Source organism: Kitasatospora sp. NPDC028961, assembly GCF_055564815.1.
Genome location: NZ_JBVHVO010000002.1, coordinates 161964 through 182189 on the forward strand (window position 1 = coordinate 161964; position 20226 = coordinate 182189).

At 73.1% G+C, this 20226-nt stretch carries 17 protein-coding genes and 1 pseudogene; 1 reads left to right on the top strand and 17 read right to left on the bottom strand.

From position 1 onward, the window contains the following. The 9 genes and pseudogenes from nuoH to ACZ4UX_RS04920 all read right to left on the bottom strand — a co-directional run bounded on the left by nuoH (position 1) and on the right by ACZ4UX_RS04920 (position 10638). The gene (gene nuoH, locus ACZ4UX_RS04880) at positions 1-1344 is read right to left on the bottom strand and encodes an NADH-quinone oxidoreductase subunit NuoH (protein WP_329489241.1); all 1344 of its coding nucleotides are present in this window, start codon (positions 1342-1344) and stop codon (positions 1-3) included. A gap of 149 nt (positions 1345-1493) precedes the next feature. Then, positions 1494-3950, bottom strand: a pseudogene (locus tag ACZ4UX_RS04885) (NADH-quinone oxidoreductase subunit G); the annotation flags it as partial. Next, positions 3947-5308: an NADH-quinone oxidoreductase subunit NuoF gene (nuoF, locus tag ACZ4UX_RS04890; protein ID WP_329489239.1), complete on the bottom strand. Its 1362-nt coding sequence runs from the start codon at positions 5306-5308 to the stop codon at positions 3947-3949. The pseudogene ACZ4UX_RS04885 and the gene nuoF, both read right to left, overlap by 4 nt. After that, positions 5308-6048, bottom strand: a complete 741-nt coding sequence (nuoE, locus tag ACZ4UX_RS04895) for an NADH-quinone oxidoreductase subunit NuoE (protein ID WP_465705618.1) — start codon at positions 6046-6048, stop codon at positions 5308-5310. Before nuoE ends, nuoF begins: the two co-directional genes overlap by 1 nt. After that, positions 6045-7400 (bottom strand): NADH-quinone oxidoreductase subunit D, encoded by a 1356-nt coding sequence (locus ACZ4UX_RS04900; protein ID WP_465705619.1) that lies wholly within the window; start codon positions 7398-7400, stop codon positions 6045-6047. Before ACZ4UX_RS04900 ends, nuoE begins: the two co-directional genes overlap by 4 nt. Further along, on the bottom strand, positions 7400-8119 hold the full coding sequence (locus ACZ4UX_RS04905; protein WP_465705620.1) for an NADH-quinone oxidoreductase subunit C: 720 nt from the start codon (positions 8117-8119) through the stop codon (positions 7400-7402). Before ACZ4UX_RS04905 ends, ACZ4UX_RS04900 begins: the two co-directional genes overlap by 1 nt. Beyond that, positions 8116-8670, bottom strand: coding sequence for a NuoB/complex I 20 kDa subunit family protein (locus ACZ4UX_RS04910; RefSeq protein ID WP_329489235.1), 555 nt, complete (start codon positions 8668-8670; stop codon positions 8116-8118). The genes ACZ4UX_RS04905 and ACZ4UX_RS04910 overlap by 4 nt, the downstream gene beginning before the upstream one ends. Before the next feature lie 116 nt (positions 8671-8786). After that, a complete protein-coding gene (locus ACZ4UX_RS04915) occupies positions 8787-9146 on the bottom strand; it encodes an NADH-quinone oxidoreductase subunit A (protein WP_014137597.1) in 360 nt (119 codons plus the stop codon). A gap of 562 nt (positions 9147-9708) precedes the next feature. After that, on the bottom strand, positions 9709-10638 hold the full coding sequence (locus ACZ4UX_RS04920) for a DMT family transporter (RefSeq protein ID WP_465705621.1): 930 nt from the start codon (positions 10636-10638) through the stop codon (positions 9709-9711). 271 nt (positions 10639-10909) lie between these two features. On the opposite strand from ACZ4UX_RS04920, the gene ACZ4UX_RS04925 reads away from it, so the two are divergent. Further along, a complete protein-coding gene (locus ACZ4UX_RS04925) occupies positions 10910-11617 on the top strand; it encodes a peptidylprolyl isomerase (RefSeq protein WP_465705622.1) in 708 nt (235 codons plus the stop codon). A 99-nt stretch (positions 11618-11716) separates the two neighbouring features. Here the strand turns inward: ACZ4UX_RS04925 and ACZ4UX_RS04930 are convergent, their stop codons facing one another. The 8 genes from ACZ4UX_RS04930 to ACZ4UX_RS04965 form a co-directional block, all read right to left on the bottom strand. After that, positions 11717-13006: a geranylgeranyl reductase family protein gene (locus ACZ4UX_RS04930; protein ID WP_329492213.1), complete on the bottom strand. Its 1290-nt coding sequence runs from the start codon at positions 13004-13006 to the stop codon at positions 11717-11719. Between the two features lie 121 nt (positions 13007-13127). Further along, entirely contained in the window at positions 13128-13352 is a 225-nt protein-coding gene (locus tag ACZ4UX_RS04935; protein ID WP_465705623.1) for a hypothetical protein, read from the bottom strand. Between the two features lie 116 nt (positions 13353-13468). Beyond that, complete coding sequence (locus ACZ4UX_RS04940; protein WP_329489232.1) at positions 13469-14164, bottom strand: demethylmenaquinone methyltransferase; 696 nt, start codon at positions 14162-14164, stop codon at positions 13469-13471. Between the two features lie 122 nt (positions 14165-14286). Beyond that, positions 14287-14874: a hypothetical protein gene (locus ACZ4UX_RS04945; RefSeq protein WP_465705624.1), complete on the bottom strand. Its 588-nt coding sequence runs from the start codon at positions 14872-14874 to the stop codon at positions 14287-14289. A gap of 231 nt (positions 14875-15105) precedes the next feature. Then, positions 15106-15795, bottom strand: a complete 690-nt coding sequence (locus ACZ4UX_RS04950) for an amidohydrolase family protein (RefSeq protein WP_465705625.1) — start codon at positions 15793-15795, stop codon at positions 15106-15108. 63 nt (positions 15796-15858) lie between these two features. Continuing rightward, on the bottom strand, positions 15859-17082 hold the full coding sequence (gene mqnC / locus ACZ4UX_RS04955) for a cyclic dehypoxanthinyl futalosine synthase (RefSeq protein ID WP_329489229.1): 1224 nt from the start codon (positions 17080-17082) through the stop codon (positions 15859-15861). A 92-nt stretch (positions 17083-17174) separates the two neighbouring features. Next, a complete protein-coding gene (locus ACZ4UX_RS04960; protein WP_465705626.1) occupies positions 17175-18914 on the bottom strand; it encodes a serine/threonine-protein kinase in 1740 nt (579 codons plus the stop codon). 148 nt (positions 18915-19062) lie between these two features. Continuing rightward, complete coding sequence (locus ACZ4UX_RS04965) at positions 19063-19962, bottom strand: menaquinone biosynthetic enzyme MqnA/MqnD family protein (protein ID WP_465705627.1); 900 nt, start codon at positions 19960-19962, stop codon at positions 19063-19065. Between the last annotated feature and the right edge of the window lie 264 nt (positions 19963-20226).

Genomic DNA, 20226 nt, shown 5'->3' on the forward strand with positions numbered 1-20226 from the left:
TCAGCTCCCTTCGGAATGGTCGGACCCGTTGAGGGCGTCCTGGAGTTGCTTCGGGGCGCGGCTGGGCCGGCGCGGGACCGGCGGGAGCTGCTGGCCGGGCAGCGGGGGCACCGGGTAGCCGCCGGCCATCGGGTCGAACTCGCCGCCGGGCGGCGCGCCCTCGGCCTCCGGGCCGGCCGGTTCGGGCCCCTTCTTCAGGGTGTCCCGGAGCAGCGCCAGCAGCAGGACGGCGCCGGCCGGCGCACCGACGTACAGCACCACCTCGCCGAAGTCGTAGCCCTCGTTGCGCAGCGCCCGGACGCTGGCCACCATGACCAGCCAGACCAGCGAGACCGGGATCAGGACCTTCCAGCCGAGCTTCATGAACTGGTCGTAGCGGAGCCGGGGCAGCGTGCCGCGCAGCCAGATGAAGAAGAAGAGCAGCAGCTGGATCTTCAGCGTGATCCAGAGCATCGGCCACCAGCCGTGGTTGGCCCCCTCCCAGAAGGTGGAGACCGGCCAGGGCGCCCGCCAGCCGCCCAGGAAGAGCGTGGAGGCGACGGCCGAGACGGTGACCATGTTGACGTACTCGGCCAGCATGAACATCGCGAACTTCAGTGAGGAGTACTCGGTGTTGAAGCCGCCGACCAGCTCGCCCTCGGCCTCCGGGAGGTCGAACGGCGCCCGGTTGGTCTCGCCGACCATGGCGATGATGTAGACGATGAAGGAGACCGGCAGCAGCACCGCGAACCAGGTCGGCTGCTGCGAGGAGACGATCTCCGAGGTGGACATCGACCCCGAGTAGATGAACACCGCCGCGAAGGACAGGCCCATCGCGATCTCGTAGCTGATCATCTGCGCCGAGGAGCGCAGCCCGCCGAGCAGCGGGTAGGTCGAGCCGGAGGACCAGCCGGCCAGCACGATGCCGTAGATCCCGACCGAGGCGGTGGCCAGGATGTACAGCAGCGCCACCGGGAAGTCCGTCAGCTGCAGCGGGGTCCGGGTGCCGAAGACCGACACCTCGTCACCGGCCGGGCCGAAGGGGATCACCGCGAAGGCCATGAACGCGGGGATGGCGCAGACGATCGGGGCCAGGATGTAGACCACCTTGTCGGCGCCCTTGACCACCAGGTCTTCCTTGAGCGCCAGCTTCACGCCGTCGGCGAGCGACTGCAGCATGCCCCAGGGGCCGTGCCGGTTGGGGCCGATGCGCAGCTGCATCCAGGCCACCACCTTGCGCTCCCAGACGATCGCGATCAGCACCGTGCCGACCAGGAACGCGAAGCAGAAGACGGCCTTGAGCAGGACCAGCCACCAGGGGTCGCGGCCGAAGAAGCCCAGGGTCTCGTACGCGGCGAGGTTCATCGGTGCTCCCCCTCGGCGGTCGGGGCGGTCGGGGCGGTGGTCGGGGTGCCGGCCGTCGCCGTGCCGGTGGGCGCCGGGGGCTCCGCACCGGCGTCGGCACCGGCGTCCGGGGTGGCGTCCGCGGTGGCGACGGCGATCGTGTCGGCCGCGATCGTGACCAGGTGGCCCACGGCGGTGCCCAGGGTGCGGTGGGCGCCGCCCGGGGTGGAGTTGAGCGGGATCCAGACCGTCCGGTCCGGGATGTCCTTGGTGATCTCCAGCGGCAGGGTGAGCGACCCGGCCGGGCCGGTCAGCCGCAGGGCCGGGCGCAGCGCCGCGGCGGGCACCCCGGTGGCGCCGACCTCCTCGGCGGTGGCCGGTGAGATCCGGGCGACCGCCGGGTGCCGGGTGCCGGCCAGGTGCGGGTCGCCCTGCTGGAGCGAACCGTTGTCCAGCAGTTGGCGCCAGCCGGCGAGCACCGCCTGGCCGGTGGCCGGCCGGGGCAGCAGTCCGGGGTGCGCGGCGGGGGCGGCCGGGTGGTCGCCGGTCCACGGCTCGAAGCGGTCCAGCTCCAGCCGGGCGGCCCGGACGTCGGGCAGGCCCAGCCGGTGGCCCAGCGCGTCCGCCAGCATGTTCAGCACCCGCAGGTCCGGGTACAGGTGCCGGCCCATCTGCTGGTCGGGCTTGAGCGCGGCCTCGAACATCCGCACCCGGCCCTCCCAGTCCAGGAAGGTCCCGGCCTTCTCGGCCACCGCGGCGACCGGCAGGACAACGTCGGCCACGGCGGTGACGGCGGACGGGCGCAGCTCCAGCGAGACCACGAACCGCGCGGTGGCCAGCGCCTCCTCGGCGAGCACCGGGTCCGGCAGGTCGTCCGGGTCGACGCCGCCGACCAGCAGCGCGTCCAGGTCGCCGTGGGCGGCGGCCGCGAGGATCTGGTCGGTGTCCCGGCCGAGCCGGGCGGGGAGTTCGGCCACGCCCCAGGCGGCGGCGGCCTCGGCCCGGGCGGCCGGGGCGGTGACCGGGCGGCCGCCGGGCAGCAGCCCGGGCAGCGCGCCGGCCTCGACGGCGCCACGTTCGCCGGCCCGGCGCGGGATCCAGGCGAGCCGGGCGCCGGTGGCGTGCGCGAGGCGCAGCGCGGCGGTCAGCGCGCCGGGGGCGGCGGCCAGCCGCTCGCCGGCCAGGATGACGGCGCCGGGGGTGCGGAGCAATTCGGCGGCGCGGCCCGCGTCGTCGTTCAGCGGCTCGTCGGCGGCGAGGGCGCCGAGCCACTCGGCCTCGGTGCCGGGGGCGGCCGGCAGCAGGGCGCCGCGCAGCTTGCCCAGGCCCCGGGAGCCGTAGGCGGCGATCGAGAACACCTTGAGGCCGGTGGCCCGGGTGGCCTTGCGCAGCCGCAGGAAGACGATCGGCGACTCCTCCTCGGGCTCGAAGCCCGCGAGCAGCACCGCCGGGGCGGCCTCCAGTTGCTCGTAGTCGACGCCGCCCGGGCCGAGGTCGGTGCCCCGGCCGGCGACGGCGGCGGCCAGGAAGTCCGCCTCCTCGCCGCTGTGCGGGCGGGCCCGGAAGTCCACGTCGTTGGTGCCGAGCACCACCCGGGCGAACTTGGCGTAGGCGTAGGCGTCCTCGACGGTGACCCGGCCGCCGGTGAGCACTCCGGCGCGGGCGCCGCGCAGCCCCTCGGCGGCCCGGGCCAGCGCCTCCGGCCAGGAGGCGGCGACGAGTTCACCCGTCGCCGGGTCGCGGACCAGCGGGGTGGCGAGCCGGTCGCGCTGCTGCGCGTAGCGGAAGGCGAACCGGCCCTTGTCGCAGTTCCACTCCTCGTTGACCGCCGGGTCCTCGCCGGCGAGGCGCCGCAGCACCTTGCCGCGCCGGTGGTCGGTGCGCTGCGCGCAGCCGGAGGAGCAGTGCTCGCAGACGCTCGGCGAGGAGACCAGGTCGAACGGGCGGGAGCGGAAACGATAAGCCGCCGAGGTGAGCGCGCCGACCGGGCAGATCTGGATGGTGTTGCCGGAGAAGTACGACTCGAAGTCGTCCCCCGCGCCGGTGCCGACCTGCTGGAGGGCGCCGCGCTCGACCAGGTCGATGAACGGGTCCCCGGCGATCTGCTGCGAGAAGCGGGTGCAGCGGGCGCAGAGCACGCAGCGTTCGCGGTCCAGCAGCACCTGGGTGCTGATCGGCACCGGCTTCTGGTACGTCCGCTTCATCCCCTCGAAGCGGGAGTCGGTGTCCCCGGTGGACATCGCCTGGTTCTGCAGCGGGCACTCGCCGCCCTTGTCGCAGACCGGGCAGTCCAGCGGGTGGTTGATCAGCAGCAGTTCCATCACGCCGCGCTGGGCCTTCTCGGCGACCGGCGAGCTGACCTGCGTGCGGACCACCATGCCCTCGGCGACCGGGATGGTGCAGGAGGCGACGGGCTTGCGCTGGCCCTCGATCTCGACGATGCACTGCCGGCAGGCGCCGGCCGGGTCGAGCAGCGGGTGGTCGCAGAAGCGCGGGATCTGGGTGCCGATCTGCTCGGCCGCCCGGATCACCAACGTCCCCTTGGGGACCTGCACTTCGATGCCGTCGATGGTGAGCGTGACCAGGTCGACCGCGGCCTTGGAGGTGGCTGGTTCTGTGATCGTCACGCGTGCACCTCCCTTTCGGTGGCGGACTGGTGGCCGGGGCGGGGGCCGTCGGCCCAGACGGTGGAGGCGGCCGGGTCGAACGGGCAGCGGCGCTCGGCCAGGTGCTGCTCGTACTCGGCCCGGAAGTGCTGGAGCGAGGAGACGATCGGGCTGGCCGCGCCGTCCCCCAGCGCGCAGAAGGACTTGCCGTTGATGTTGTCGGCGATGTCGAGCAGCTTCTCCAGGTCGCCGTCGACGCCCTCGCCGGCCTCGATCCGCTTGAGCAGCTGGACGAGCCAGTACGTCCCCTCGCGGCAGGGCGTGCACTTGCCGCAGGACTCGTGGGCGTAGAACTCCGTCCAGCGGGTGACGGCCCGGACCACGCAGGTGGTCTCGTCGAAGACCTGGAGGGCCTTGGTGCCGAGCATCGAGCCGGCCGCGCCGACGCCCTCGTAGTCGAGCGGGACGTCGAGGTGCTCGTCGGTGAACATCGGGGTGGAGGAGCCGCCCGGGGTCCAGAACTTCAGCCGGTGCCCGGTCCGGACGCCGCCGCTGATCTCCAGCAGCTGGCGCAGCGTGACGCCGAGCGGGGCCTCGTACTGGCCGGGGTTGGTGACGTGGCCGGAGAGGGAGTAGAGCGTGAAGCCGGGGGACTTCTCGGTGCCCAGGCTCTTGAACCACTCCTTGCCGCGGGCCAGGATCGGCGGCACCGAGGCGATCGACTCGACGTTGTTGACCACCGTCGGGCAGGCGTAGAGGCCGGCGATCGCCGGGAACGGCGGGCGCAGCCGGGGCTGGCCGCGGCGCCCCTCCAGCGAGTCCAGCAGGGCCGTCTCCTCGCCGCAGATGTAGGCGCCGGCGCCGGCGTGCACGGTGATGTCGAGGTCGGTGCCGGAGCCCAGGATGTTCTTGCCGAGCAGCCCGGCCCCGTACGCCTCGGCGACCGCGGCCTGGAGCCGGCGCAGCACCGGGACGACCTCGCCGCGCAGGTAGATGAACGCGTGGTCGCAGCGGATCGCGTAGGAGGCGATGATCATGCCCTCGATCAGCGCGTGCGGGTTGGCGAACAGCAGCGGGATGTCCTTGCAGGTGCCCGGCTCGGACTCGTCCGCGTTGACCACCAGGTAGTGCGGCTTGCCGTCGTTCTGCGGGATGAACTGCCACTTCATGCCGGTGGGGAAGCCGGCGCCGCCGCGACCGCGCAGCCCGGAGTCCTTGACCAGCGCGATCACGTCGTCCGGGGGCATCGCGAGGGCGGCCTTCAGCCCCTCGTACCCCGCGTGGCGGCGGTAGGTGGCGAGCGTCCAGGGGCGGCTGTCGTCCCAGGACGCGGAGAGCACGGGGGTGAGCAACTTCTCGGCCGGCTCGGCGGAGGTCATCACGCTTCGGTCCCTTCGTGACGGGGCGAGACGACCCGGGTGCCACCGGTCCCGGGCAGGGCCTCGCCCTTGGCGAGGCGCAGGCCGGCCAGCGAGGGCGCGCCGCCGGCACCGGACTCGTCGACGGCGCCGGGGCGCTCGTCGGGGAAGCCGGCCAGGATGCGGGCGGACTCCTTGAAGCTGCAGAGCCGGGCACCGCGGGTGGGGCGGACCTCCCGGCCCGCCCGCAGGTCGTCGACCAGCCGCCGGGCGCTCTCCGGGGTCTGGTCGTCGAAGAACTCCCAGTTCACCATCACCACGGGGGCGTAGTCGCAGGCGGCGTTGCACTCGATGTGCTCGATCGAGATCTCGCCGTCCTCGGTGGTCTCGTTGTTGCCGACCCCGAGGTGCTGCTGGAGCTCGTCGAAGATCTGGTCGCCGCCGAGCACCGCGCACAGGGTGTTGGTGCAGACCCCGACGTGGTACTTCCCGGCCGGCCGGCGCCGGTACATGGTGTAGAAGGTCGCGACGGCGGTGACCTCGGCGGTGGTGAGGTCCAACTGCTCGGCGCAGAACCGGATGCCGGTCGTGCTGACGAAGCCCTCCTCGGCCTGCACCAGGTGCAGCAGCGGCAGGAGTGCGGAGCGGGCCACCGGGTAGCGGCCGATCAGCTCCTTCGCGTCGGCGGCGAGGCGGGCACGCACCTCCTCGGGGTACGGCCTGGCCGGCAGTGCCGGCATCCCCAACTGGACGTCTGTCACCGGTCCACGCCTCCCATCACCGGGTCGATCCCGGCCACCGCGACGATCACGTCGGCGACCTGGCCGCCCTCGCACATCGCCGCCATCGACTGCAGATTGGTGAACGACGGGTCCCGGAAGTGCACCCGGTACGGGCGCGTGCCGCCGTCGCTGACCACGTGCACGCCCAGCTCGCCCTTGGGCGACTCGACCGCCGTGTACGCCTGGCCGGCCGGGACCCGGAAGCCCTCGGTGACCAGCTTGAAGTGGTGGATCAGGGCTTCCATCGAGGTACCCATGATCTTGCGGATGTGGTCGAGCGAGTTGCCCATGCCGTCCGGGCCGACGGCCAGTTGGGCCGGCCAGGCGATCTTCTTGTCGGCCACCATGACCGGGCCGGGGCGCAGCCGCTCCAGGCACTGCTCGACGATCCGCAGCGACTGGCGCATCTCCTCCAGCCGGATCAGGAACCGGCCGTAGGAGTCGGCGCTGTCGGCGGTCGCGACCTCGAAGTCGTAGTCCTCGTAGCCGCAGTACGGGTCGCTCTTGCGCAGGTCGTTCGGCAGGCCGGTGGCGCGCAGGATCGGGCCGGTGGCGCCGAGGGCCAGGCAGCCGGCCAGGTCGAGGAAGCCGACGTCGACCAGCCGGGCCTTGAACACCGGGTTGCCGGTGGCGAGCTTGTCGTACTCGTGCATCCGCGAGCGGAGGGTCTTCACCGCCTCGTGGATCTGGTCGACGGCGCCGGGCGGGAGGTCCTGGGCGAGGCCGCCGGGGCGGACGTACGCGTGGTTCATCCGCAGGCCGGTGACCAGCTCGAAGACGTCCAGGATGAGTTCGCGGTCCCGGAAGCCGTAGATCATCAGCGTGGTGGAGCCGATCTCCATGCCGCCGGTGGCCAGGCAGACCAGGTGCGAGGAGATCCGGTTGAGCTCCATCATCAGGACGCGGATGACGCTGGCCCGGTCCGGGATGTCGTCGGTGATGCCGAGCAGCTTCTCGACCGCGAGGCAGTACGCGGTCTCGTTGAACAGCGGCGTCAGGTAGTCCATCCGGGTCACGAAGGTGGTGCCCTGGACCCAGCTGCGGAACTCCATGTTCTTCTCGATGCCGGTGTGGAGGTAGCCGATGCCGCAGCGGGCCTCCTTCACCGTCTCGCCGTCGATCTCCAGGATCAGCCGCAGCACCCCGTGGGTGGAGGGGTGTTGGGGGCCCATGTTGACGATGATGCGCTCGTCGTCGGCCCGGCCGACGGCTTCGACCACCTCGCCCCAGTCGCCCCCGGTGACGGTGAAGACCCGGCCCTCGGTGGTCTCGCGGGCGCCGGCGTGGGCGGCCTCGCCGGCCGCCGCCTCTTCGTAGTGCCGAGTACTCATCAGCTGTACGACCTCCGCTGGTCGGGTGCCGGGATCTGGGCGCCCTTGTACTCGACGGGGATGCCGCCGAGCGGGTAGTCCTTGCGCTGCGGGTGGCCCAGCCAGTCGTCCGGCATCATGATCCGGGTGAGCGCGGGGTGGCCCTCGAAGACCAGGCCGAAGAAGTCGTAGGCCTCGCGCTCGTGCCAGTCGTTGGTCGGGTAGACGGTGACCACCGACGGGATCCGCGGATCCGCGTCCGGCGCGCTGACCTCCACCCTGATCAACCGGCCGTGGGTGATCGACCGCAGGTGGTAGACCGCGTGCAGTTCCCGGCCCCGGTCGCCGGGGTGGTGCACGCCGCTCACGCCGAGGCAGAGCTCGAAGCGGAGCGCGGGGTCGTCGCGCAGGATGCGCACCGTCCGCAGCAGGTGTTCGCGGGCGATGTGGAAGGTGAGCTCGACGCGGTCGACGACGGTCTTCTCGATCACGTCCGCCGGGTCGAGGCCCTGCTCCTCCAGCGCGCCCTCCAGCTCGTCCGCGACCTCGTCGAACCAGCCGCCGTAGGGGCGTTCGCTCGCGGACGGCAGGACGACCGTGGTGTTGAGCCCGCCGAAGCCGGAGGTGTCGCCGCTGCCCTGGGCGCCGAACATGCCCTGGCGCCGGCCGACCACCTCGACGGGGATCTCCCGGCGCGGCTGCTCCGGGTCGCTGCGGGTTCCGGGTACCTGGTCGCTCATCGCAGCTGCCCCCGCATCTCGCTCACCGGGGTGGCCGTGAGGGCCAGTGCCTCGCCCAGCTCCTCGGCCCGGCGCCGGTTCGCGCCCAGCGGCTCGTGCTGGATCTTGTCGTGGAGCTTCAGGATGGCGTCCAGCAGCATCTCCGGGCGGGGCGGACACCCGGGGAGGTAGATGTCCACCGGGACGATGTGGTCGACGCCCTGCACGATCGCGTAGTTGTTGAACATCCCGCCCGAGGAGGCGCAGACCCCCATCGAGATGACCCACTTCGGGTTGGGCATCTGGTCGTACACCTGGCGCAGCACCGGCGCCATCTTCTGGCTCACCCGGCCTGCCACGATCATCAGGTCGGCCTGCCGGGGGGAGCCCCGGAAGACCTCCATCCCGAACCGGGCCAGGTCGTAGCGGCCGGCCCCGGTGGTCATCATCTCGATCGCGCAGCAGGCGAGTCCGAAGGTGGCCGGGAAGAGCGACGCCTTGCGCACCCAGCCCGCGGCCGTCTCCACACTCGTGAGCAGAAAGCCGCTCGGCAGCTTCTCCTCGATTCCCATCAGATCCCTCTCAATGCCCTCAGTGCCCTCAAGTCCGGTGGTCCGTGCGCTGGTTCGGGCCGCTGCACGCGCCCGGGCTTGTCCGCCCGTTCACAAAGTCAGCGGCCGCCCCGCCCTCAGTCCCACTCCAGACCGCCGCGGCGCCAGACGTAGGCGTACGCGACGAAGACGGTGGCGATGAACAGGAGCATCTCGACCAGCCCGAAGATCCCCAGGGCGTCGAAGCTCACCGCCCACGGATAAAGGAAGACGATCTCGATGTCGAAGACGATGAAGAGCATCGCCGTCAGGTAGTACTTGATCGGGAACCGACCGCCGCCCACGGGCTGCGGGGTCGGCTCGATGCCGCACTCGTACGCCTCCAACTTGGCCCGGTTGTACCGCTTGGGCCCGGTCAGTGAGGCCATCACGACGGAGCCGACCGCGAACGCCGCCGCGATGGCACCGAGTACGAGGATCGGCGCGTAGGCATTCATAGCCCCCGCTCCCTCCGTCCAGTCGTCCTTGACTGCAGATCGGAACCGCCGGGTCACGCTGTGGTGGCCCGCGTTCCAGTTCCCGAGATCCACCCCATGTGAGGCAGTTCACAAAGCCTGGAACGAGCGCATCCTATGCCCGTCGGCTTGTGATCTGCGACACGCAGTTCAGGGCGATCTTTGTGATCTACGCCACCCCTGGAATGCTGCCGAAAGTGAACATGCCCAGAGTTGTCGACGCAAAGCAGTCAAATGGTCACAACACGTCGCATTCATCTGCGAACTGGCAGGTCAGAGCTTCGCTCCTATATCAACTACGCAGCGCCCAGAGCAAATTTCCGGGCGTCATGTTGACGTGTTATAGCGCCTCACCCGCAGGGGTGGCGGGGCTCCGAACGCCCGCTTGACCCTTCGTTCACAAGCGCGCGAGCGTCCGTTTCCACGACCCGGGACCAAGGCCCGACGAACTGCCGCCCAGGGTCGTCGCACAGGGCTGCCGCCCGGGCCGTCGCACAGGGCCGTCACACAGGGGCTGCGGCCCCGGGCGGTCGCGGGCAGTCGGTCAGACCGACGCCGGGGCCGGCTCCACCGGCCGGGGTTCGGGCCGCGCGGCGCCGACGGCGGTGCGGCGCCCCCACTCGGTGGCGACCAGGACGAGCGCGCCGCCGGCCAGCGCCACCGGGCCCAGGTGGTTGCCGGCCAGGGCGATCCCGAAGACGGCGGCCCAGAGCGGCTCGGTGCCGAGCAGCAGGCTGACCCGGGACGGCGAGGTGGCCCGGACCGCCCACATCTGCACCAGGAAGGCGAACAGCGTGCAGAGCAGCGCCAGATGCAGCAGCCAGGCCCACTCGGTCGGCCCGTACGAGGCGGCGACGGTCCACGGCAGCGGCCCGGCGAACGGCGCGGCGAGGGCGAACACCACCGTGGCGGTGGCGAGTTGGACCCAGGTGAGACCCAGGTTGTCGGTGTTCCGGATGGCCCGGACCCGGGACATCGCCAGGACGTGCGCCGTCCGCACCACGGCGGCGCCGAGCACCAGCAGGTCACCGGAGGTCGGCGCCTTCAGCCCGCCGCCGCCGGTGAGCAGGGCGACGCCCAGCACGGCCAGCCCGGCCGCCGCGAGGAAGGCCCGCGGCAGCGGTGTCCGGGTGAGCGCGCTCTCCGCGAGCGGGGTGAACACCATCGTGAGGCTGATGATCAGCCCGGCGTTGGTCGCGGAGGTGTGCACCGCGCCGTAGGTCTCCAGCAGGAAGACCCCGCCGAGCACCAGGCCCAGCACCGCCCCGCCCAGCCACTCGGCCCGGCCCATCCCCCGCAGCGCCCGCCGGGCGAGGACCCCCAGCAGCGGCAGCACCAGCCCGAAGCGCAGCACCAGCATCGCCACCACCGTCCCCGGCCCGGCCACCTGCTGCACCGCGAGGAAGCTCGACCCCCACACCACCGCCACCAGCAGCACGGGTACATCACGGAGCAGGGCGGATGACGGGCGCATGGGCGGGACCTCTCCGAAGGCGAACGGGGCGGACGAGGAGACTCCCGTACGGCGTCGGACGGATCTCGGAGCACCGCGGGCCCGCTCGGACGGACCCGCGCCAAGGTCCGCCATCCTCGCGCACCGCACCGCCCGCGATCAACGGCTTTCGGCGCGCTCCTCCCATCCGGACGCCCACGGCGACGGGGGCGCCACCCGCCCCTGCCGCCCACCGCCCACCACCGGCCCCCGACGTCTACCGGATCCCCGCCCGACCATGGATGATGTCGCCATGACAATCCAGCCGTCCACCACCCCCCGGAAGGCCCGTCACATGAGGCGCAAGCACTGGGCGCTGCCCGCCGCCGCCACCGTCCTCCTGCTGGCCGCGACCACCGGCACCGCCGCGGCGGACCCCGCGCCGGCCCCGCCCGCGGCCCCCGGCTGCGCGTACACCCCGGCCGTGCCCGCCGACAACTTCAAGGGCATCCCGGTCTTCGACGCCAAGAAGGCCGCCAAGCCCTACCAGGCGACCCTGAGGACCGGCCAGGGCGCGATCACCTTCCGGGCCCTGACCGCCGAGGCGCCCTGCACGACGTTCTCGTTCCGCTTCCTCGCCGAGCACGACTACTTCGACCGGAGCCACTGCCACCGGCTCACCACCCAGCGGATCTTCGTCCTGCAGTGCGGCGACCCGACCGGCACCGGCAGCGGCGGCCCGGGCTACTCGTTCCCCGACGAGAACCTCACCGGTGCCACCTACCCCGCCGGCACCGTGGCCATGGCCAACGCCGGACCGAACACCAACGGCAGCCAGTTCTTCATCGTCTGGAAGGACACCAAGCTCTCCCCCGCCTACACCCCGTTCGGCCGGGTGACCGCCGGCCTGGACGTCCTGCAGAAGATCGCGGCGGGCGGCGAGGACGACCAGAACGGCCCCGGCGACGGCTTCCCGACCCTCCCGGTGACGTTCCGGAACGTACGGATCAGCGCCCGCTGAACCCCGCTCCCGTACGGCGGCCGGCGTCACCGGGCCGTGCGGGAGCGGCGGCCCCACCCCGGGCCGCCCGGAGCGCCGGCCGCTCCGGGCGGCGGCGGATCAGGCGTTCGGGGCGACCCGGGCGAGGCCGTTGATGATGCGGTCCATGGCGTCGCCGCCCTGCGGGTCCGTCAGGTTGGCCAGCATCTTGAGCACGAACTTCATCAGCATCGGGTGGGTCAGGCCGCGCTGGGTGGCGAGCTGCATCACCTTGGGGTTGCCGATGAGCTTCACGAAGGCGCGGCCGAGGGTGTAGTAGCCGCCGTAGACGTCCTTGAGGATGCGCGGGTACGCCTGGAGGGCGCGCTCGCGGCCGCCCTCCGTCACCCGGGCGTTGGCCTGGACGATGACGCCGGCCGCGATCTGGCCGGATTCCATCGCATAGGCGATGCCCTCGCCGTTGAACGGGTTGACCATGCCGCCCGCGTCACCGACCAGCAGCAGGCCGCGGGTGTAGTGCGGCTGCCGGTTGAAGGCCATCGGCAGGGCGGCGCCGCGGATCGGGTCGGTCATGTTCTCGGGGGTGTAGCCCCACTCCGCCGGCATGCTCGCGCACCAGGCCTTGAGCACGTCGCGCCAGTCCAGCTCGCCGAAGGCGGGCGAGGAGTTGAGGATGCCGAGGCCGACGTTGGAGGTGCCGTCGCCCATGCCGAAGATCCAGCCGTAGCCGGGCAGCAGCTTGCGCTCCCCGGCGCGGGTGTCCCACAGCTCCAGCCAGGACTCCAGGTAGTCGTCGTCGTGGCGCGGGGAGTTGAAGTACGTCCGGTAGGCGACGCCCATCGGACGGTCCTCCCGGCGGTGCAGGCCCATGGCCAGCGAGAGCCGGGTGGAGTTGCCGTCGGCCGCGACGACCAGCGGGGCGCGGAAGGTCACCGCACGCTTCTCGTCGCCGAGCCGGGCGGTGACGCCGACGATCCGGCCGGTCCGGTCGTCCAGCACCGGACCGCTGACGTTGCACCGCTCGTACAGCCGGGCGCCGGCCTTCTCCGCCTGACGGGCGAGCAGCTCGTCGAAGTCGGCGCGCTTGCGGACCAGCCCGTAGTCGGGGAACGCGGACAGCTCCGGCCAGTCCAGCTCCAGCCGGACCCCGCCGCCGATGATCCGCAGGCCCTTGTTGTGCAGCCAGCCGTTCCCGGTCGACACGTCGATCCCCATGTCGACCAGCTGCTTGGTGGCACGGGGCGTCAGACCGTCGCCGCAGACCTTCTCGCGGGGGAACGACGTCTTCTCCAGCAGCAGCACGTCCAGCCCGGCCTGGGCGAGGTAGTAGGCGGTGGTGGCGCCGGCCGGGCCCGCGCCGACCACGATGACGTCCGCGGTGCTCTCCACGGGGCTGTCCGGCTTCGTCAGGTCGGCTGCGGTCTCGGACACGGTGGGCACTCTCCTGGAGCTACGGCTGGGGACGGAGGCGTTGACCCCGGCAGTCTAGTTGCCGCCCCCGGGACCGGGTCCGAGGACGGCGTCCGCGGCGTCAGCCGCGCGCGGCGACCCCGGTGGCGTCCCCGCGGTCCGCGCCGGCGTCGTCCGGCACCCCCGTGAGCACCACCGGCGCCGCCTCCCGCCGCCGGCGCGGGATGAAGGCGATGACCAGCACCCCGAGCGCCGCCGCCCCGGCACCGATCGCGAAGGTCGCCCGGAAGCCGCCGAGCGAGGGCACCTGCGCCGGCCCGAAGGGGACCGCCGTGCGCGCGAGCACCGCAGGCCGCGCCCCGGCGGGGCCATGCGGAGCCCGGCCGCCACCGCCGAGCGGCCCAGGCCGTAGCCGGTCGACCGTTCGCGCCGCACCAGCGCGCGGACCCGTCGGACCGGGCCCTAGGAGACCTTGTACGCCCGGTGCAGGGCGACGATCCCGCCGGTCAGGTTGCGCCAGGCGACCTTGGACCAGCCGGCCTCCTGGAGCTTCGCGGCCAGCTCCGGCTGGTCCGGCCACTCCCGGATGGACTCGGCGAGGTAGACGTAGGCGTCCGGGTTGCTGCTGACCGCGGTGGCCACCGGCGGCAGCGCGCGCATCAGGTACTCGGTGTAGACCGTCCGCAGCGGCGTCCAGGTCGGCGTCGAGAACTCGCAGATCACCAGCTTGCCGCCGGGCTTGGTGACCCGGAACATCTCGCTCAGCGCCGCGTCGGTGTCCTGCACGTTGCGCAGCGCGAAGGAGATCGTCACCGAGTCGAAGGTGCCGTCGGCGAACGGCAGCCTGGTCGCGTCCCCCGCGGTGAGCGGCAGTTCGGGGTGGCGGCGCTTGCCCTCCGCGAGCATGCCGACCGAGAAGTCGCACGGGACGACCGTGGCGCCCGCCTCGGCGAAGGGCAGCGAGGAGGTGCCGGTACCGGCCCCGAGGTCGAGCACGACGTCGCCCGGACCGGCGGCCACCGCCTCGGCCACCGCCCGGCGCCAGGCACGGGCCTGGCCGAGGGAAAGCACGTCGTTGGTGCGGTCGTACTTGGCCGCGACGTCGTCGAACATGGCGGCGACTTCGTGCGGCTGCTTGTCCAGAGAGGCTCGGGTCACGCCCCCATTGTTCACCCTGCCACCGGCGGGTTCGGCAAGGGGGCACGCCGCCCGCCCGTCGCGGGCGCTCCGCGCGGCCCGTCACCGCCCCGGCCCGGGGCGTGCCCGGAGGGCGCGCGGCCTCAGTGCAGCCCGCGCCGCCCGCCCGAACGCCGCCTGCGGCGCGAGCGCTTGCCCTGCGTTATCGCGGGCATCCCCTCGGCCAGCGCGCCGGTCGCCAGCGCGACGGTGGTCGCGAACCGCCCGGTGTCGCTGCGGATGGCGACCGCCCGGCGGTGCCGGCGGATCCTCAGCACGCAGACCAGGAAGAGCACGACGGCCACCGGCACGCTGAACCGGGCCAGTCCGACGCCGACCGGCTGCGGGTAGGTGGCGCCGCAGATCCGGACCGCGCCCGGGTCGTCGGCGGCGTGCTCCAGGCAGACCGCGTCACCGACCTTGGCGCCGTCCGCCAGCGGCAGCGCGGCGGCGGTGTGCTGCTGGCCGGCGGCCCGGTAGCTGACGGTGCTGTAGGAGCCGCCGCCGGAGGGCATCTGGGTGACGACGCCGTCCACTCTCACCGGGTGCGCGCCGATCCGGTCGGCCTGCTCGGTCTGGCGCCAGCCGAGCAGGCACATGCCGACGGCCAGCACGGCACTGAGCACGGCGGTGAGGTACCAGCCACGGCCCAACCGCGGGAAGCGCGGCGGGGGGACGGTCGCGGATCGCATGGTTCCTGTCCTGGCTAGCCTTCGGGGCCTGGGACGGGGCCCCGCCACCCGCGGGGACGGGTGGTGCGTGGTGAGGGTACGGACTGAGCTGCCGGGATCGTATCCGCTGGCGGGCCCTCAGGTCACGGCGAAGGGTGAATCAGACAATATGGCCGACACCGCAGTTCGGCGGCACACGAAGGAACGACCGTACGTCGCACGGGAGTCCGGCTACCCGCGAGTAGCCGGGGCTCAGCGTCGGCGGTACACCAACCGCCCGGCCAGGACCGTCGCCAGGCAGCCGGCCGGCCGCGGGGCCGGCCCGCGAGCACCGTCGGAGGCACCGGCACCGGACGCACCGGACGCACCGGCACCGGCGGCGCCGGCCGGCGCGAACACCGCGAAGTCGGCCCGCCCGCCCACGGCCAGCCGCTCGTGCACCGCCGCCGCGAGCGGCAGCACGGCGAGCGGGTCCAGCGGCCCCTCCGCACCGGGGGGACCGGCCGGACCGGGCAGCGCGGCCAGCCCGGACCGAGCCACCGCCGTCCGCACCGCAGCCCGCTCGAACGGGCCGGCCACCGCCGTCACCCCGGAGCCGAGCATCCGCTGCAGCCCGCGCCGGGCGCTCGCGCCGCAGCGCGCCTCGTCGGCCTCCCCCAGCAGTCCACCGGGCACCGGCGCGTCCCCGAGCTCCTCGCGCGGGTCCGGGTGGTACGCGTTCTCCAGCAGCCAGTGCCCGTACGGGTTGCGCAGCCCGGGGGTGAGCAGGGCGTCGCCCCAGTCGCGCAGCCGGGCCCGGGGGTGGGCGGCGGCCAGCTCGTCGTGGCGGCCCAGGGCGGCGATCAGTTCGCCGTGCACCAGCACCGCCCCGTCGGCGACGGACGGGGCGGTGGGGTCGGCGGGGTCGGGCAGCACGAGGGCGGCCCGGTGCAGCGTCAGCATGGCGAGGTCACCGTTGCGGGGCCGGCGGGGGCGCCCCTGCGGCGGGCGCCCCGGACGCCGGCGTCAGCCGTTGTCGAGGATCTTCAGCTCGGGGTGGGCGGTGCCGCCGGCGATCGCCGTGGAGGCGATGTGCGAGGCGACCCGCGGGTCGACCGGGTCGTTGGCCGGGTCGTCCAGCACCCGCAGGTGCTCGTAGGTGGTCGAGCGCTGGGCCGGGACGCGGTCGGCGGCCCGGATCAGGTGGATCAGCTCGGTGAGGTTGGACCGGTGCTTGGCGCCGGCCGCCGAGACCACGTTCTCCTCCAGCATGACCGAGCCGAGGTCGTCCGCGCCGTAGTGCAGCGACAGCTGGCCGGCCTCCTTGCCGGTGGTCAGCCAGGAGCCCTGGATGTGCGCGACGTTGTCGAGGAACAGCCGGGCGATCGCGATCATCCGCAGGTACTCGAAGACGGTCGCCTGGGTGGAGCCCTTGAGGTGGTTGTTCTGCGGCTGGTAGGTGTACGGGATGAAGGCGCGGAACCCGCCGGTGCGGTCCTGCACGTCGCGGATCATCCGCAGGTGCTCGATCCGCTCGGCGTTGGTCTCGCCGGTGCCCATCAGCATGGTGGAGGTGGACTCCACGCCCAGGCCGTGCGCGGCCTCCATGATCTCCAGCCAGCGCTCGCCGGACTCCTTGAGCGGTGCGATCGCCTTGCGCGGCCGGGCCGGCAGCAGCTCGGCGCCGGCGCCCGCGAAGGAGTCCAGGCCCGCCTTGTGGATCCGGGTGATGGCCTCCTCGACCGACACCCCGGAGAGCCGGGCCATGTGGTCGACCTCGGACGCGCCCAGCGAGTGGATCACCAGCTGCGGGAAGTCCGCCTTGATCGCCGCGAAGGCGCGCTCGTAGTACTCCACGCCGTAGTCCGGGTGGTGGCCGCCCTGGAACATGATCTGGGTGCCGCCCAGCTCGACCGTCTCCGCGCAGCGGCGCAGGATCTCGTCGAGGTCGCGGGACCAGCCCTTGTCGCTCTTCGGCGGCACGTAGAAGGCGCAGAACTTGCACGCCGTCACGCAGACGTTGGTGTAGTTGATGTTCCGCTCGATGATGTACGTCGCGATGTGCTCGGTACCGGCGTAGCGGCGGCGGCGCACCGCGTCGGCCGCCGAGCCGAGCGCGTGCAGGGGCGCCGAGCGGTACAGCTCCAGGGCCTCCTCCGGGCTGATCCGGCCACCGCCGGCCGCCCGGTCGAGCACGGCCTGCAGGTCGGTGCTGGGCGCATCGAGGGTGGTCGCTGCGAGCTCGGACACCTGGCGGCCTTCTCTCTCTCGGTACTGCTGTGCGTTTCAGTGCTTCCGGGTACGGCCGAACCAGCCTACGCCAGCGCTTTCGCGCGTCGGCGTCAGGCCGCTTTCCGCATCGTCCCGGTCGGGTTCCCGGCCGCCGGATCGGCGGAGGAGAACCGGATCGTGCCGTCCTTCTGCAGGGTGAGCGTCTCCGCGTTGGAGCCGCCGCTGCACGCCCCCGGCAGCGAGGAGCGGACCAGCCGGGAGGTGAACACCAGCTTCCCCTCGGACGCCGAGTCCAGCGTCCAGGCGCCCTCGCAGCTGACCGAGATCAGCCCGGTGACGGCGTTGCGGCTGGTGGTGTTCTCCTGCCCGACCGCGGCCGGGCCGATCACCAGCGTGGTGGTACCGGCGGGCAGCCCCTTGTCGGTGGTCATCTCCCCGCGCCAGGTGCCGAGGAAGCCGGCCGGCACGACGCTCGGGCCGCCGGTGCCCGGCGGCACCGGGCCGGGCGGCAGCGTGGTGGAGGAGGAGGTCGTGGACGAGGAGGTGGTGGAGGTCGAACTGGCCGACCAGCTGAACGAGGACGTGACCGTCGGCCCGTCGGTGGGCGGGTGCTCCACCGCCGCCTCCCCCCGGAAGCCCCGGTAGGCGCCGTAGCCGCCGGCCGAGAGCACCAGGAGGACGGCCACCGCGACCAGCGCCGCGTTCCGCACCCGGTGCCCCGGCCGCTCCGGCCCGGTCGGCACCCGGTCCTGCGGCACGGCGTCGCGGGGCGGATCGTCGTACGCCCGGTGGCCGGCCTGCGGGTGACCGGCCTGCTGGTGACCGGCCTGCTGGTGGCCGACCGGCCCGCCGCCGAACGGCACCCGGTCGGTCGGGGTCCGGCCGCCCGGCAGGTCCGGCGCCGCGGCCGGGCGCCGCGGGGCGGCGGCTCCCCCGGCCTCCACCTCCCCCTCCAGGTCGAGCAGTTCGACCGCGCTGCGGCCGACCCCCGCCGCCAGCGCGGGCGGCAGCCAGCCGCCCCGCCCGAGCCGTACGGTGGCCGCGCCGTCGGCGTCCAGCCGCTCCCGGAGCTGCCACGGGGCCGGGCGGGCGGCCGGGTCCTTGGCCAGGCAGTCCAGCACGATCGGGCGCAGCGGCCCGGCCAGCCCGGAGAGGTCCGGCTCCTCGTGCAGCACCCGGTAGAGCAGCACCGCCACGCTCACCCCCTCGCCGAAGGGCTGCACCCCGGTGGCCGCGAAGGCCAGCACCGCGCCCAGCGAGAAGACGTCGCTCGGCGGCCCGGCCGGCTGCCCGTTCGCCTGTTCGGGCGACATGAAGCCGGGCGAGCCGACCACGTAGCCGGACTGTGTGAAGCCGCTGGTCGCGTCCAGCGCGCGGGCGATGCCGAAGTCGATCAGGCGCGGCCCGTCCAGCGTCAGCAGGACGTTGGAGGGCTTGACGTCCCGGTGCACCAGTCCGAGGCCGTGGACGTGGCCCAGCGCCTCGGCGAGCCCGACGCCGAGGGTCCGTACGGCCTGTTCGGGCAGCGGGCCGAAGTCCCGGACGGCGGTGCCGAGCGCGGGACCGGCCACGTAGCCGGTGGCCACCCAGGGGTGCTCGCCCTCGGTGTCGGCGTCCAGCACGGGCGCCGTCCAGGCACCGCCGACCCGGCGGGCGGCGGCGACCTCCTGCCGGAACCGCGCCCGGAACTCGGCGTCCTCCGCGAGCTCGCCGCGGACCAGCTTGACGGCCACCGTGCGGCCGCCGGCCGTCCGGCCGAGGTAGACCCGGCCCATCCCGCCCGCGCCGAGGCGCCGCAGCAGCCGGTACCCGCCGACCTGTCTCGGGTCGTCCGCCCCCAGTGCCTGCATCCCGCACGCTCCCCTCGACCGCCCGGCGTCGCCGGCGCCCTCCAGGCACCGCCGACCGCACGGATCTCGCGTGCAGACGCTACCGGGCCGCGCGGGGCGGGAGGGGTGGCGCGGAAGGACCGGTGCACCCCTTACCTCCCCGGCGGGGTCAGACCACCGCCGGTGCCGGCTCCAGCAGCCGGACCGTGACGTCCGGGGCGAAGCCGCTGTCCGGGGCGACCCGGCGGGCGAACTCGGCCATGCCGGCCAGCTGCCGCTCCCCGAGCGAGAAGTCCAGCGCCTCGCTGAAGTAGCGCTCCAGCACCCCGGCGTCGAACTCCTCCCAGCGGGCCGCGTGCTCGGCCACCGCGCCGGCCTCGACCAGCGAGAGGTCGCGGGACTCCAGGAAGGCCCGGTGCACGGCCGCCGTCAGCTCGGGGCTGCGGTCGGCGAAGTCGCGGCGGGCGGCCCAGACGGCGAAGACGAAGGGGAGACCGGTCCACTCCTTCCACATCGCGCCGAGGTCGTGCACGGTCAGGCCCTGGTCGGCCGCCTGTCCCAGGTAGGCCCGCAGCGCCGGGTCGCCGATCAGCACGGCGGCGTCGGCCGCGGCGAGCATCGCGTCCAGGTCGGGCGGGCAGCTGAAGTACTCCGGCCGCACCCCCTCGCGCTCCTCCAGCAGCAGCCGGGCCAGCCGCACCGACGTCCGGCTGGTGGAGCCGAGGGCGACCCGGCGGCCGTCCAGCTCGGCCAGCGGGACCTTGCTGACGATCACGCAGGACATCACCGGTCCGTCGCTGCCGACCGCGATGTCGGGCAGCACCAGCAGCTCGTCCGCGTGCCGCAGGTACTCGACGCAGGTGATCGGGCCGATGTCGAGGGAGCCGCCGACCAACTGGTCGCTGAGCTTCTCCGGAGTGTCCTTGGTGAGGTCGAGATCGAGCAGATTGCCCGTCCTGGCCAGCCCCCAGTAGAGGGGTACGCAGTTCAGGAACTGAATGTGTCCGACCCGCGGCCTGACCGGGGGGTTCTGCCGGGGCTCGTGCGTTTCCGCATCCGGTACCGCCACTGCGCCGCTCCCTTGCTGTTCGTGGGCCTCCAGGCAGGGTATGCCCGCCCTTCCGGAAGCCCCGCACCGGCCTTGCGACACGCCCTGTCCGGCCCGTAAGTCACCCCTGGTCGTCACCGCGACCGCATGCTAGCGTTGCCCTCAGTTGCAGTTTGATTCCCCTTGCAGTACTTGAAGCCTGCGGAGCATGTAACCGCAGGCTTTTCGTAGTTTTTCAGCAATATCGAAAAACTCCGGACCCGTCCGGAGGCAGGGCGATCAGCG

Coding starts and splice junctions, on each gene's coding strand:
- ACZ4UX_RS04905 (WP_465705620.1), bottom strand. CDS start 8,119: ATGAGCGACCAGGTACCCGGAACCCGCAGCGACCCGGAGCAGCCGCGC.
- ACZ4UX_RS04910 (WP_329489235.1), bottom strand. CDS start 8,670: ATGGGAATCGAGGAGAAGCTGCCGAGCGGCTTTCTGCTCACGAGTGTG.
- ACZ4UX_RS04920 (WP_465705621.1), bottom strand. CDS start 10,638: ATGCGCCCGTCATCCGCCCTGCTCCGTGATGTACCCGTGCTGCTGGTG.
- ACZ4UX_RS04900 (WP_465705619.1), bottom strand. CDS start 7,400: ATGAGTACTCGGCACTACGAAGAGGCGGCGGCCGGCGAGGCCGCCCAC.
- nuoH (WP_329489241.1), bottom strand. CDS start 1,344: ATGAACCTCGCCGCGTACGAGACCCTGGGCTTCTTCGGCCGCGACCCC.
- nuoF (WP_329489239.1), bottom strand. CDS start 5,308: ATGACCTCCGCCGAGCCGGCCGAGAAGTTGCTCACCCCCGTGCTCTCC.
- ACZ4UX_RS04945 (WP_465705624.1), bottom strand. CDS start 14,874: ATGCGATCCGCGACCGTCCCCCCGCCGCGCTTCCCGCGGTTGGGCCGT.
- ACZ4UX_RS04925 (WP_465705622.1), top strand. CDS start 10,910: ATGACAATCCAGCCGTCCACCACCCCCCGGAAGGCCCGTCACATGAGG.
- ACZ4UX_RS04915 (WP_014137597.1), bottom strand. CDS start 9,146: ATGAATGCCTACGCGCCGATCCTCGTACTCGGTGCCATCGCGGCGGCG.
- ACZ4UX_RS04950 (WP_465705625.1), bottom strand. CDS start 15,795: ATGCTGACGCTGCACCGGGCCGCCCTCGTGCTGCCCGACCCCGCCGAC.
- ACZ4UX_RS04960 (WP_465705626.1), bottom strand. CDS start 18,914: ATGCAGGCACTGGGGGCGGACGACCCGAGACAGGTCGGCGGGTACCGG.